This window comes from Loktanella sp. PT4BL, from assembly GCF_003201935.1.
Taxonomy (GTDB): Bacteria; Pseudomonadota; Alphaproteobacteria; order Rhodobacterales; family Rhodobacteraceae; genus Yoonia.
In genome coordinates, this window is record NZ_QJJL01000014.1 from 1 (window position 1) to 13,313 (window position 13,313).

At 59.6% G+C, this 13,313-nt stretch carries 13 protein-coding genes; 1 reads left to right on the forward strand and 12 read right to left on the reverse strand.

The window, feature by feature from the left end; translation table 11 throughout:
* On the forward strand, positions 1 to 1,248 hold a 1,248-nt coding region (locus C7964_RS18640; RefSeq protein WP_181417248.1), incomplete at its 5' end, for a type IV secretory system conjugative DNA transfer family protein.
* 340 nt (positions 1,249 to 1,588) lie between these two features.
* Here C7964_RS18640 and C7964_RS18645 read toward each other — a convergent pair.
* The 12 genes from C7964_RS18645 to C7964_RS18700 all read right to left on the reverse strand — a co-directional run bounded on the left by C7964_RS18645 (position 1,589) and on the right by C7964_RS18700 (position 13,258).
* Positions 1,589 to 2,281 (reverse strand): RraA family protein, encoded by a 693-nt coding sequence (locus C7964_RS18645; protein WP_110281077.1) that lies wholly within the window; start codon positions 2,279 to 2,281, stop codon positions 1,589 to 1,591.
* A gap of 5 nt (positions 2,282 to 2,286) precedes the next feature.
* Entirely contained in the window at positions 2,287 to 2,955 is a 669-nt protein-coding gene (locus C7964_RS18650; RefSeq protein WP_110281078.1) for an alpha/beta fold hydrolase, read from the reverse strand.
* A complete protein-coding gene (locus C7964_RS18655) occupies positions 2,952 to 4,076 on the reverse strand; it encodes a cobalamin-independent methionine synthase II family protein (RefSeq protein ID WP_110281079.1) in 1,125 nt (374 codons plus the stop codon). The genes C7964_RS18650 and C7964_RS18655 overlap by 4 nt, the downstream gene beginning before the upstream one ends.
* Before the next feature lie 78 nt (positions 4,077 to 4,154).
* Positions 4,155 to 5,120, reverse strand: a complete 966-nt coding sequence (locus C7964_RS18660) for a cupin domain-containing protein (protein WP_110281080.1) — start codon at positions 5,118 to 5,120, stop codon at positions 4,155 to 4,157.
* Complete coding sequence (locus C7964_RS18665; RefSeq protein WP_110281081.1) at positions 5,117 to 6,118, reverse strand: nuclear transport factor 2 family protein; 1,002 nt, start codon at positions 6,116 to 6,118, stop codon at positions 5,117 to 5,119. The genes C7964_RS18660 and C7964_RS18665 overlap by 4 nt, the downstream gene beginning before the upstream one ends.
* A gap of 2 nt (positions 6,119 to 6,120) precedes the next feature.
* The gene (locus C7964_RS18670; protein WP_110281082.1) at positions 6,121 to 7,128 is read right to left on the reverse strand and encodes a LacI family DNA-binding transcriptional regulator; all 1,008 of its coding nucleotides are present in this window, start codon (positions 7,126 to 7,128) and stop codon (positions 6,121 to 6,123) included.
* Positions 7,128 to 7,892 (reverse strand): SDR family NAD(P)-dependent oxidoreductase, encoded by a 765-nt coding sequence (locus tag C7964_RS18675; RefSeq protein WP_110281083.1) that lies wholly within the window; start codon positions 7,890 to 7,892, stop codon positions 7,128 to 7,130. The genes C7964_RS18670 and C7964_RS18675 overlap by 1 nt, the downstream gene beginning before the upstream one ends.
* Complete coding sequence (locus C7964_RS18680; RefSeq protein WP_353652429.1) at positions 7,889 to 8,722, reverse strand: nuclear transport factor 2 family protein; 834 nt, start codon at positions 8,720 to 8,722, stop codon at positions 7,889 to 7,891. The genes C7964_RS18675 and C7964_RS18680 overlap by 4 nt, the downstream gene beginning before the upstream one ends.
* A gap of 200 nt (positions 8,723 to 8,922) precedes the next feature.
* Positions 8,923 to 10,254, reverse strand: coding sequence for a histidinol dehydrogenase (gene hisD / locus C7964_RS18685; RefSeq protein ID WP_110281085.1), 1,332 nt, complete (start codon positions 10,252 to 10,254; stop codon positions 8,923 to 8,925).
* A 12-nt stretch (positions 10,255 to 10,266) separates the two neighbouring features.
* On the reverse strand, positions 10,267 to 11,751 hold the full coding sequence (locus C7964_RS18690; RefSeq protein WP_110281086.1) for a GMC family oxidoreductase: 1,485 nt from the start codon (positions 11,749 to 11,751) through the stop codon (positions 10,267 to 10,269).
* A gap of 4 nt (positions 11,752 to 11,755) precedes the next feature.
* Positions 11,756 to 12,208 carry an ester cyclase gene (locus tag C7964_RS18695; protein ID WP_110281087.1) on the reverse strand — a complete coding sequence of 151 codons (453 nt, stop codon included), beginning with the start codon at positions 12,206 to 12,208 and terminating at the stop codon, positions 11,756 to 11,758.
* A gap of 3 nt (positions 12,209 to 12,211) precedes the next feature.
* Entirely contained in the window at positions 12,212 to 13,258 is a 1,047-nt protein-coding gene (locus C7964_RS18700) for an ABC transporter ATP-binding protein (RefSeq protein ID WP_110281088.1), read from the reverse strand.
* Positions 13,259 to 13,313 lie beyond the last annotated feature (55 nt).

Sequence of the window (13,313 nt, forward strand, 5' to 3'; positions counted from 1 at the left end):
CTGCTGGCGTTCCAGCGCAAGCGTCCGACCTTGGGCGAGATCTACCGCATCGCGGCCTCGGGCGGGAACAAGCAGAAGGAGTATTTCGCGCGGGGTCACGAGGTGGACAACAGGGCCGCCAAGCTGATCTTCACGCGGCTGGCCTCGACCAACAACGATACGCTGACCTCTTACGTTTCGCTCCTGATGACCTCGGGGCTCGACCAATGGCAGAACCCGGCCATCGATGAGGCGACGGCGGTGTCGGACTTTGATTTCCGGACGATCCGCAAGAAGCCCTTTTCGGTCTATCTCGTGGTCCAGCCGCTGATGGTGAAGCCGCTTGCGCCGCTGATCCGGCTCTTCTTTTCCGATCTTCTCTCGGCCATGCAGGAAAAGGACCCAGGGCCGGACGAGCCTTGGCCGGTGATGATCATGCTCGACGAGTTCAATCGTTTGGGCAAGATGCCCATCGTGGTCGAGAGCATCGAGACCCTGCGGACGTATCGCGGTCACCTCGCCGTGGTTACCCAAACCATCCCCGCCCTCGATGAAATCTATGGCGAAAACACCCGCCGCGCCCTGCAGGGCAACGCGGGCGTGAAACTCTATCTCACGCCCTCCGATGAAAAGACTGTCGAGGAGCTGAGCAAGGCGGTTGGCAAGACCACCAAGACTGTCGTCACGCGATCTCAATCAATCGGCAAGAACCCCTTCGAAGGCCGCAGCCAATCGACACGGACCGAAGAGAGCTCTCTGCTCCCCGAAGACGAGGCGCGCCGCCTGCCGCTCGATGAGATCGTCATGGTGATCGATGCCCAAATGCCGGTCCGTGCGAAGCGGATACAGTATTTTGACGATCGGCTGTTCAAGGCGATCCATGCGGCGCAGACAGGCGAGTTGCCGTTCCCGGAGCCTGGGAGCAGGGGACCGCAGGGCAATCTGCCGTTGAGTGCGCGCGCCATGCCGATGACACCGCCTGCAAGCGTACCAGGTGGGTCTGACGTCGTAGTGGAGACCACGCGCCAAGAAGCGGGCAGTCAAACGTCAGGGCGAACCGACGCCTTGCCCAAAAAGACCGCGCCTGTCGTTCAAGCCGTTATCGCCGAGGAACAGCGACAGATGGAGATGGATTTTGGGGGCCAGGTTGCGGATGCCGAGACAGTGGGCGTGGATGATGAGGCGCAGATGCGCTCTGCTGTAGATGGATTGGATGAAATGGAAACGATACTGCGGGAGGGTGATGGCGAAAACCTGGTTGGTCGATAGCGTGGCGGGGTTGGCATGTCTGTTGCGCATGGCGGAGGAAAGTTATTGGCAGCGGCAGTTACATTTGTCTGGTTTGGGTTGAGTTTGCACTCCGTCCTGTGATGGACTGGACTGTTTTTGGTTTAATTTCAAAGACTTATTAGGCGTCGTGTGCACTATGTGCGCAAGTTGAAATCGCCTTCTGGCGCGCTTTGTCGGGGGTTTGGCTGCGGTTCGGACGTGTTCAAAAAAGTGGCGGGAGAATGGCTTGAATATAGGCGCAAAGGTCTAGGGAGGTATTTGAAAAGCAAGGACATTTGGCGCATCCTTGCCATCAAGGGTGGACAGCACTCACTAGTCTTCAAGTTCGCGCGTCTTCAAACGCTTTCCAGGCAACCTCAAATGCGTTGAAATCGAAGCCGGTTTGCCGCGCAGGATCAAGGATCAATCGTTCGGTCTGCTGCATCTTATGGATGGCAAGTTCGAGATCGGGGATGACGTCTGGCGGGATCACAACCGCGCCGTGTCGATCGGCGTGCACCAGACTGCCGGGGTTGACCGTTAGGCCAAAAACCTGAACCGGAATATCCACCGCCGTCACATGAACAAACCCATGGCTGGGGCCGACCGATCCAGCGACCACCGGATAATCCGGTGCCATGTCGCCCAAGTCACGCATGACGCCGTTGGTCAGCGTACCGGCCACGCCAAATCCCTTATGGATCGTCGTATTGACCTCACCCCAAAATGCGCCGACAGCATTTGGAAAGTCTTCATCCTCGATCACACAGACTGCGGGTCGCGGGGCTTCGGCCATTTGCTTGTAATAGGCCATGCGGCGTGCACGAACGACGTCGGGGGCGTCCTGTGGCGGGGTTACGGCGGCGATCTTGGCCGTGCTTGCATAGCCGACCAATACTCCGGTCGGCTCGTTGATCAACATCGTGCCGCGCGTGAAATCGTTGAAGCCACGTTTGCCTTGAGCCACTTCAATGGCGTTGCAAACTGTGGGTGTGTCGACCGAGATCAGAAGCTTATGTAAGGAAGGCTGCATGTGGGTTACTCCTTTAGCCAAAGCGAAAGCGCGGCGCGGGTTGCCGCGGGGCGTTCCAGTGTGGGCAGATGGCCGGCGTTTTCGATTATGGTGAAGGTTGCCTGCGGCATCAGGTCGGCCATCAGTTTGTGACGGTGCAAGGGGCATAGGCGGTCTTGAGCGCCGGTCAGGATCAGCGTTGGTTTGGTCCAATTTTCAAGGGTTTTCTTCTGGTCAGGACGATCCCGTAAGGCAACAGACTGGCGCGCGAACACTTCAGGGCCAAGCCCGAGCGCCATCTCCATACACAGATCCAGCACATCAGCGCGGCTCGGGCTGTCGGCGAGGTAGTTAGGTTTCATTTCGTAACGCATGACGCTGTCCAGTCCTCCCGCCAGAGCTTTGTCGATCTGAGGTTGTCGCATCGCCTTGATTTGGTCGGTTTCAGCTTCGCAATTCGTGTCCATCAGACATAAGCGCGTGACGCGATCAGGGGCCTGCCGGATGACTTCCATCGCTACGATGCCACCCATCGACAGACCGCCCAACGAAAAGGTTTCCGGCGCCTTCTTCAGCACATCTGCAGCCAATGCCTCAACGGTGTCATGTTGCGAAATCGCGAGGCAATGATGGGGCGGCATGTGTTCGAACAGCCGCCCGTCACACATCATTCCGGGGAGCAGAACAAGCGTCATTTGACTTGCGCGGCCCCAGCGGACAACGCGGCAAGCTTCGCATAGGCGATTTCCGGATCGACCGCGCCATAACCGGCGAAGGTTCCAAAACCACAATCTGAGCCAGCGATCACCCGGTCATGTCCGACGATGTCAACGAACCGTTCAATGCGCTGCTGCACGAGGTCGGGATGTTCGACAAAATTGGTGGTTGTATCGACCACGCCGGGCACAAGGATCTTGTCCTCGGGAATGTCCGCTTTGCGGTCGCGGAAGACGGACCATTCGTGGCCGTGTCGCGGGTTGGAGGTTTCGAACAAAACGTAGTTCGCAGTGGTGGACATGAGGGTGTCGAACATCTTGGCCATGGGGATGTCGCAGACGTGGGGCCCTTCGTAATTTCCCCAACAAATATGGACCCTTACGCGGGATGGATCGATCCCTTCGAGGGCGTGATTGAGAGCCTCGACATGGGACCCTGCGATCTTGAGGAACTCGTCGTCAGAGAGGTCGTTGAACAGCATGTGACGCGACAGGGCGAGGTCGGGGCAATCCAGTTGCAGATCAAGCCCGCTGTCCACGATGGTTCGGTATTCGTCGCGCATCGCGTCGGCCAGAGCGGCGAGGTATTCTTCGCGGGTGGCATAGAAATGGTTTTGCAAAAACAGGGAGATAACTCCAGGGCTTGCGGCGTTCATGAAGCCACGTTCGACGCCTTGGTTGGCCATGGCGGCCTTGAGGTTGGCGATGTCTTTTTCTAGCTCGCCCTGACCTTTGGATTTCACCTCGCCAACGCACATGGGGCGGGCGTATTGGGGGGTGCCGCCCTCATCGGCTAAGCGTTTGAGAAAGCTGGGGAATTTCTTCAAATCCGCTGGCGCGTTGCGGGGGCTGTCGCCGTCGAAACCGGTGTAGCGGTCTTTAACGTAGGTGGCATAGCTGATCTTGGAAGTTTCACCGTCACTGACGATATCAATGCCCGCATCCTTCTGTTTTGCAACGGTTTCTGACACCGCTTTGGTCATGGCTGCATCAAAAGCGGCAGCGTCGTAATCCTTGCCGTGCTCGCGCGCAAAAATGAAATCCACGACCTCTTGGGTGCGAGGGAGGGAACCAACGTGGGACGTTAATATCTTGGACATTGTAGGCCTTTCCAAAGAGTCACATTGCGTACACATTCTGTACACAACCTGTATGTACGGCGGAGCACAGGACGCGAGTTAAACCTTCCAGCTGGGTCCAGCCGGATCGCCGGTGGCCACTACGTGGTAGAGGCTGGCCTCTCCGGTCATTGAAGGGACAGCCGAATGGGGAAGGTTTTCGGGGACGGACATTGTGTCGCCTGGGGCGAGCGTTACCGCGCCGCCGTCCCAACGCACCTTCCAATGGCCACGCATCGGCATCAGAACGGATGGGAAGGGGTGGCTGTGCTTGGCCTCGGTTGCCGATCCTCGGGTGATGAAATCGATCTCGAACCCGGGTTTGTCGCGCAGCAGACCGTGTTCTCCGATGACCTTGGCCGGTTTCTTGTCTGCCAGCGCCACAAGGTCCCAGTAGCGGGCCACATGGTTGGGCAGGACTTCTGCGGTGGTGGGCTCTGCCCGTTTGGCCAATTCTTCTTCCGACATAAGCGGCATGGGCGAAATGCCCTCTGGGAGCTTTTGCTGGCGCTTGGTGTCGTAGAGCTTGCCGTTCTCGCCAAGGATCAGCCCGTGTTCAGCAGCGTTCTCGATGACTTGCGGCGCCCACATGACGCCGCCGCCTGCATCGTCGCCGCCAAGGATTGCCATGATCATCCCGTAGTCGGTGCCGATATTTTCAAAGCCACGAAATATTCCGGTGGGGATATTGAAAATGTCGCCTTCTTCCAGCGTCACTTCGCCCGCGTCGCCCCATCGGCCCCAAAAGAAGCGCCACTTACCGGACAATACGAAAAAAGCCTCGGCGGTGTGGTGATCATGGAGCGAGTTTGTAACGCGCGGCGGCTGGCCGGCAGCGCCGATGTTGAAGCCGTGCGGGATGGAGATGTGGACGTGCTGGTCGGGGGATTCGGAGACCCCGCCGCCGATGATCGTGAAGTTTTCCTTCTGGTTGCTGCCCGGCGTGTGGGCATCGATGAAGGCGGTTTTGCAGGGTTGCAAATCCCCGTAACGGACAATGCGGGTTTCCATATCGGCAGGTGTCATTGGTGTGGTCCTCGCATTAGAATTTGCTTCCAGATCGCGATTTCGTCGTAGAGGGCGCATTCGCGGCGGATGGTCGCGTCCTGCGGGCCGTCCGCGTTGCAGAAGGGGCCGTATTCGGCGTGACACATGCCCATCACATGGACGGGTGCGCCTGTCGGTTTGCCGAAGGTGCCCCAGCCAGAGTGAGACCCGTCCAACGACCAGCGGATCGCTGCGCGGGGTGGCAGTATGTCATTGTCCATGCCGATCTGGTGGTGAATCTGGAATTTGGCGTCCGGAAAGGACGACCGCAGGCCAAGCCAGAATTTTGTGACACTGTCGTGGGACAAGACGGACAACCCGCCTGCATATTCGCAATTCACAGCGCGGTCGTAGTCTTTGGGAATGGTATGGAAGTTGAGGTTCATGATCCGCGTCAGCGTGTCGGCGTAGCGTTGGCCCCAGGCATTGTCATTGCCCTTGGCGTTGTAGCCGCCGTCTATGTCTTGATCTGGCGTGAACGGTTTGGAAGCGGCGTCGGGGCCACCTTCGGCGTCGATCAGTCTGGCGGCGTAGTCCTGCGGGTTCATGCCCAGTTGACGCACGATGCCACCATAGTCGCGCACCAGCCATTCGTCGTAAATGCAGTCATTCTTTGCTGCGCAATCGGCGATGACGCGAACGGTCCATTGCTTGCCTGTGGCAGGGCCGAACTGACCGTCCTGCTCGTGCGTGGCACGGGTGATCAGGCGGTGTGAAGACAGCAAGCCAAAGTCAGGGTCATCCGACCAGATTACGTCATCCCCGAAAAGCTCGCGGTCTGGAAATTCGTTGATCGTCGCCATCGTTGAGGCCATCACAGCCCCGTTGCCGCGCTGAATGCCCATAGGGGACCGCACCACGATGTCTTTTGCGTAATAGTCGTGCAGGGTGCCGACGCCACGGTCTTCCCAAATCTCTTTGGTGATGCCGATGATGTAATCGGGGAAATCTTTCCAGCGGTTCGAAGAACCCTTCATCTTTATGATCCTTTGATCGGTTTGGAAGAGCCCCTTTGTATAAGGGGCCCCTCGATTTCAATGGTTTGAGGGTAGACTTCCTGCCCGTTTATAGAGGAAAGAAGTGTTTCCAGGGTGGCCTCGACCATGCGATTGACGGGTTGACGCACCGTCGTCAGATCATAGGCGGGCCAAGAGGCGAGCGGCACGTCATCATATCCGATGACCGAGACATCGGCGGGGATCGAGAACCCCATTTGGCGGATCTCATCCATGACCGCGAAGGCCATGTGATCGTTACCCACGAAGATCGCATCCGGCCGCGTGTCACCTGTCATCAACTGTCGGGCAATGGAGGCGGCGGTGTCACGATTGTACATCCCGTCGATGATCGCAAAAGGGGTGAGGCCCGCGCACGCCATTGCATCCTCAAACCCTTGTTGCCGATCGCGCCCTGTCAGCGACCCTTCCCAACCAGCGATATGCGCAATGCGACTGTGGCCAGTTTCAATAAGGGCCTGCGTCGCCATCGTTGCGCCTTTGATGTTGGCCGAGGTGACAGATGACAGCCCGCTGCCCGGCTGCCCGCGGTTGAACAGAACGACGGGAATGCCTGCTTTGACACAGAGGTCTGTCAGGCCCGAGGACAACGATACAGAGGCCGCAATGATCCCGTCGACTTGATAATCCAAAAGGTCCTCTACGACGCCCGCGATACGGTCCGTTGTATTGGGGACTGTGAAAATCAGGATGTGATAACCCTTTGCCTGCAACGCGTTAGAGAGGCGTTCGAGCGCTTCGGGGTAGAACTGGTTGTCGAGGTAGGCGACGATCAGCCCGATGATACGCGACTTGCCAGTGATCATCGCGCGGGCGAGGACGTTTGGGCGGTAGCCAAGTTGTTTGGCTGCCTTCCTGACCTTCTTGGCCGTCTCGGGGCTTGCTGAGGCGCCGGAAAACACGCGGCTGACCGCAGATTGGCTGACGCCTGCCAGTTTGGCAACTTGAAGAGAGGTGGTTCTCGCGCCCATCAGCCTGCTGTCCAACCTCCGTCGATGATAAGATGCGTTCCAGTGATCAGCGCCGCCGCGTCGGAGGCGAGGAAGGTGGTTGCGCCCATGATGTCTTCAACCTCGCCCACACGACCGAGTTTGATCTTTTCTTCGATCCAAGCGCGGCGCTCTGGATTAGCGAGCGTTTTCTCAGCCAAAGGTGTGCGGATGAAAGTGGGGCAGATAGTGTTCACGCGGATCTGGTGCGGGGCCCATTCGATGGCCATGGATTTGGTCATGCCTTCGAGTGCGTGTTTGGTGGCGCAATAGACCGCACGATCGATGCCGCCTACATGGCCCATTTGGCTGGAAATGTTGATAAGGCTTCCGGGCTTGCCGGCGACGATCAGGCCTTTGGCCACCGCACGGGTCAGGAAATAGGCAGCCTTGACGTTGAGGTCGGTGACGGCGTCGTAATCACCCTCGGTTGTTTCGATCGCGGCGCTGTGGCGTGCGAGGCCTGCAGAGTTGACGAGGATGTCGAAGGGGCCGTTGGCCGCTACGGCGGCTTCGGTCGCAGCGACATCGCAGATGTCGAGAGGCATGGCGGCAGCATCCCAACCTTGCGACTGGAATACTTCCGCTTGGGCGTCGCAGGCGGAAGCGGTGCGGGCCACCAAAGTGACGTGCGCCCCCGCCTCGGCGAGGGCAACGGCGCAGCCTTCTCCGATGCCCGAAGTGGCACCTGTCACCAGCGCGCGCTTGCCGTCAAGGCGCATAGATGGTGTGCGGGGCAGGGTCATGAAAACTGTCCTTCGGGCAGTGTAATTGGGCCAATGGATTTGGCTTTGTTGAACTCGGACATGCGCGCAAGAACATCAACGCCAAGTTGGGCATAAACGTCCAGCAAATCGACGAGGACCCAGTTTTCGCGAATTTTGCCGTCCTCCATGCGCCAGAAATCCAGCGATCGCATGACAATTTCTTTTCCGGCGGGGGCCAGCCCCATCCAACCGTCCTCTTTCACGGAGAGGCGCATGTTGGGCCAACCGGTTTCGCAAACGTAATCGCCTTGGGCGAACCAGTGGGACATCAGATCGCCCATCGCATCGAGCTTTCGGTCGGGCATGGCGCGCAGAAAGGGGATTTGGTGCCAGTTGCGAAAACCTGCGATGCCGCGCCCGGTGCCAATGCCGGCGGGGCCATACCAGTTGAAGCGGGGGTGCCAGTAGTGCTCTAGGTTCATCACCGCCGGATCGGGGTTGGCGGGGTATTTGCATAGGTCTGTCAGCATGGCGATGACGTGGTCCATCGCCGCTTGACCATCGCCCTGTGCTGTCAGGCCGTCCTGAAACATCGGGGCGGGGGTACAGAGGAATTTGCCAAGCTGTGGCGCCATGGGCCAAGCGCCTGCCTGCATCATCAGCTCGGGGATGTCCCAGATGATCTGGGCCTCGGTCACCTGACCGTTTTCAATGCGGAAGAACTCGTGGTAACGCATGTGGGTCAGGTGGCCCGTGGGCGGGATATGGTGGCCGTTAATGGTCCAGGGCCGGATCATCGTGCCCATGTAGTTGCCCATGCAGCCGACCCAGTCCTGACCTTCTGGCGTAGTACCAGTGAGAACGATCATGTCGCGTCGTTCAAGGTCTGGCATGGAGGTGAGCAATGGAGCGTAGAGATTGCCCCACATATCCTTCCCCGAGACGGTGCCGAAGGGCGCGCATAAGTGTATCCGCGCGTCGGGTGCGACCATTTTGTCAAGGGTTGCGCCGGCATCTTGTGTGACGCATTTCAGGGCGTCTTGAAGCGGCCTCAGGCTTGGATGAAAACTCACTCTGCAGCCTCGCGATAGGGTGCGCCTTCACCGTATGGCACATTGATCCCACCGTAACGGCGCACACGAATATTGCATTGCTCGGCGTGGCCTACGAAGCCTTCGAGCATACACAGGCGGGAGCCGTATTCGCCCACGAGGGTGGCGGCCTCGTCTGTGAGGATCTTTTGATAGCTATGTGTTTTCAGGAACTTGCCGACCCAGAGGCCGCCCGTGTAGCGCCCCGCCTTTTTGGTGGGCAAGGTGTGGTTGGTTCCGATAACCTTGTCGCCGTTGGACACATTGGTGCGCGGCCCAAGGAACAGCGCGCCGTAGCAGGTCATGTGTTCAAGGAACCAATCGTCGCGGTCGGTCATGACCTGCACGTGTTCGGAGGCGATGTCGTCGGCCACTTGGAGCATTTCCTCGTAGGTGTCACAGACGATGACTTCGCCATAGTCCTCCCAGCTCTTGCCGGCGGTGTCGGCGGTGGGGATTATGTCAAGTAGGCGGTCGATCTCGCGCAAGGTGTCCGTCGCCAGTCTGTCGGAATTGGTAAGCAGAATAGCGGGGGAGTTGTAGCCGTGCTCGGCTTGGCCCAGCAGGTCGGTGGCGCAAAGCTCACCGTCGGCAGCGGTCTCATCTGCGATGACCATGGTTTCGGTGGGTCCTGCAAAAAGGTCGATGCCGACACGACCGAAAAGCTGACGTTTCGCTTCGGCGACAAAGGCGTTGCCGGGGCCGACGAGCATATGGACGGGGTCGATGGTCTCGGTGCCAATGGCCATGGCGCCGATCGCCTGGATGCCACCCATAACGTAGATTTCATGAGCGCCTCCAAGGTGCATGGCAGCGATGACAGCGGGGTTCGGTTCACCTTTGAAGGGGGGCGTGGCGGCGATGATGCGCGGTACGCCCGCAACCGAAGCGGTGGCAACGGACATATGCGCGCTTGCGACCATGGGGAATTTGCCGCCAGGCACGTAGCAGCCAACCGATTGAACAGGAATGTTTTTATGGCCCAGAATAACCCCGGGCATGGTTTCGACCTCGATATCCAGCATGGAGTCGCGCTGATGTTGTGCGAAGGTGCGGACCTGTTCTTGCGCAAATTTTATATCGGCCATTTCGCGCGGGGTGACCTTTGCGATGAGAGCCTTGATCTCGGCCTCGGACAGGCGGTAGCTGTCGCGGTCGTAAGCGTCGAACTTCACCGACATATCGCGCACGGCAGCGTCGCCTTTGGTTTCGATCTCTTTCAGGCCCGCCTCGACGATCTGCTTGGTTTTGGCGTCGTCTTCGGCGCGGGCTTTGGCGGAACGGGCGGTTTTCAAGTGGCGGATTGTCATGGTGAACCTTTCTTAACCGACGATGAAGGAGGCGGCCCGATGGCCGATCATCATCGAGGGGGCGTTGGTGTTGGCAGAGGTGACGGCGGGCATGATGCTCGCGTCGGCGGCCCAGAGGGCGTCGACCCCGCGCACCCGAAGCGTCGGCGTGACGGGCGCGGATTTGTCGGTGCCCATGCGCAAGGTGCCGACAGGGTGATAGGCGGTGCCAGCGGCGCTTCGGACATGGGCGCGCATTTCGTCCAGCGTGGCGGCTTTGCCAGCGGGGTGCATTTCGGGGGCGGCTTTGTCACCATGGGCCTGTTTGAGAAGGTCGCGCAAACGAAAGAGCCCATGGGAGAGGGTGTCGAGATCTGTTTCGTCTGTGAAGAGGCCAAGATCGATCTGGAGTTGCCCGTCGCGCCGTGACAGCGAACCGCGCGATTTCGGGCGGCACAGGCAGACGTCGGCGAAATAGCCCGATCCGTAGGCGTAGCGAGACCCTTTCCAGTTCATGAAGAACGGGATGAAATGGGATTGCACATCCGGTTTGGGGTCGGTGCCGCGGGCGTTGAAGAACATCGCGCCTTCGACCGTCGGTGAAGCCAGCGGCCCGCGGCCCGCGAGGTATTGTAGGGGCGCCGTCAGCCAGTTGGCCGCCTGTTTTACTGTTAGGCCATAGCCGCTTTCGGCCCCCGCAAAGTGTAGCCCGCAGCCGGGGTGGTCCTGCAGGTTCTGGCCGATTTCGGGGGCATCAACGATCTGTTTTTCAACGCTGCCTTTTGGCCCGATCCCCGAGCGCATCAGCAAATCTGGCGATCCTATGGAGCCTGCCGAAAGGATAACGCCCTTGGTCGCGCAGAGCAGTTCGGTACCGAGGTATATGCCGTCTGCGCGGTCCTTGGAGATTGACAGACGGGTGACTTCCTTGCCGGTGATCACCGTCAGATCGGGGCCGGCGGCGGGGCGCAGGAAGGCATCGGCTGCAGACCAGCGCCGCCCATTGCGCAGGTTGAAGTGGCACACGCCCGCGCTTTCGTATTCCGGAGTGGGTGGGGCGATGTCGTTGCGACCCAGCACAGTGTGGAGGGCTTCGGTGAGGGGGTGGGGGTGGGCCAACCGGTTCGGGCTTGTTTTGGCCTCAACGTCTTCGAAGGCGGGTTCGACATCGGACCAGCCCCACCCCGGAACGCCCCATTTGTCGTAGTCATCCCGCCGCCCGCGAAACCAGACCATCGAGTTGATCGAACCTGACCCGCCGACCATCCGACCGCGCGGGATGTTCACCTGCCGCCCGTTCACGCCCGGCATTGGTGCGGACTTGAACCGCCAGTCGCGGCGCGACCCCATGAGCCAGATCAGCGCCATGGGGATTTTGACGAAAGGATGCCTGTCGGACGGGCCTGCCTCGATAATGGCAATGGAGCCTGCTTCGCGCGCGATGAGGCCAGCGGCCACGGCACAGCCAGCCGATCCGGCACCGACGATGATGTAGTCGTATGTGGAGGAAGAGCTCATGGGATCATACAGCCTTTACCACGTCGCTCGCGTCCCAGCCGTGGCCGCCGAACACGTCATGGCCGAGTTGATGCAAAGCCTCGGCCAGATCGACCGAGACCTTGTTGTAGGCGATGCGCCCGTCGCGAACCTGCCAGAAGTCGATATATGGCACGCGGAGGGTGTTGCCGGTGGCGGCGATGCCCATCAGCGGGCCCGAGTGGGTGCCGTGCGCTTCGCCGAAACACGCAGCCCAGTCGCCGTCTTCCATCCATTGTACGGTGTGGTAGCTGCGATCAGACAGGAAAGCACGCCAGCGGGATTGCCAGCCGGAGAGAAACTCGGGCAGGCCGCGTTTTACGCCGCAGCCGCGGTTGCCGTCCCAGGCGAAATCTTCATGAAACCATGGGGATAAGTCGGTTTCGGATCGCCCGAGCGCCGCCTCCATGTCCTGAACGAGAGCAAGAGCATGGCCCATGGGTCAGATCCTCTCTCCACTCGTGGCGTCAAAGAGGTGGCAGGTGGCTGCGGGGATCGTCGCGGTGATGGTCTCGCCGATTTCGGCGCGGAAGTCCTTATCGGCCTTCACGGTCGCGATGGCACCACCGATGCGGAAGGTGACCATCGTGGCATCGCCCAAAAGTTCCATGGAGTAGACCGGCGCATTGATGGAGGGCGCATTGCCGCCAATGGAGGCGTCTTCGGCGCGATACCCCAGAGTTATCGGCCCTGAACGGGTGCTGTCGAGGCCGGTGATCGTGACGTCTTTGCCGGTGAAGGTGCCATTTTCGATCGTCCCGTCCAGCAGGTTCATGGCTGGTGAGCCGATGAAGCTGGCCACGAAGGTGTTGGCTGGATAGTCGTAGATGTCCGTGGGCGAGCCAACCTGCTGCACCACCCCTGCGGACATGACCACCACGCGGTCAGCCAGCGTCATCGCCTCGATCTGGTCGTGAGTGACGTAGATCGTCGTGACCTTGAGCTCGTGGCTCAGGTTTTTGATCTGGGCGCGAGTGGAGACGCGCAACTTTGCGTCGAGGTTTGAGAGAGGTTCGTCCATCAAGAAGACGTTCGGCTGGCGCACGATGGCGCGGGCCAATGCGACGCGCTGACGCTGACCGCCAGAGAGTTCGGCCGGTTTGCGGTGGAGAAAATCGGTCAGCTCGACCATCTGCGCGGCGCGCATGACCCGTTCGTCATGCTCCTTCGCCGGAATCTTACGCATGCGCAGTGGGAAGCGGATGTTTTCATAGACGTCGAGGTTCGGGTAGAGCGCGTAGGACTGGAACACCATAGCGCAGTCGCGGTCCTTGGGGTCGAGGTCGTTGATCCTTTTGCCATCGACCAGAATGTCGCCCTCGGTCACGTCTTCAAGCCCTGCGATCATCCGCATGGTCGTCGTCTTGCCGCAGCCTGACGGGCCTAGCAGAACCAGAAATTCCTGATCCCTAATTGTGAGGTCGAAATTATCGACACCAACAAAGTTGCCCCACCGTTTGTGGACATTCTTGAGCTGGATCTTGGCCATGATAACGCCCTCCTTGCAAACGTATGCATAAAGTTATTGCCGATTCTTGGGCCGG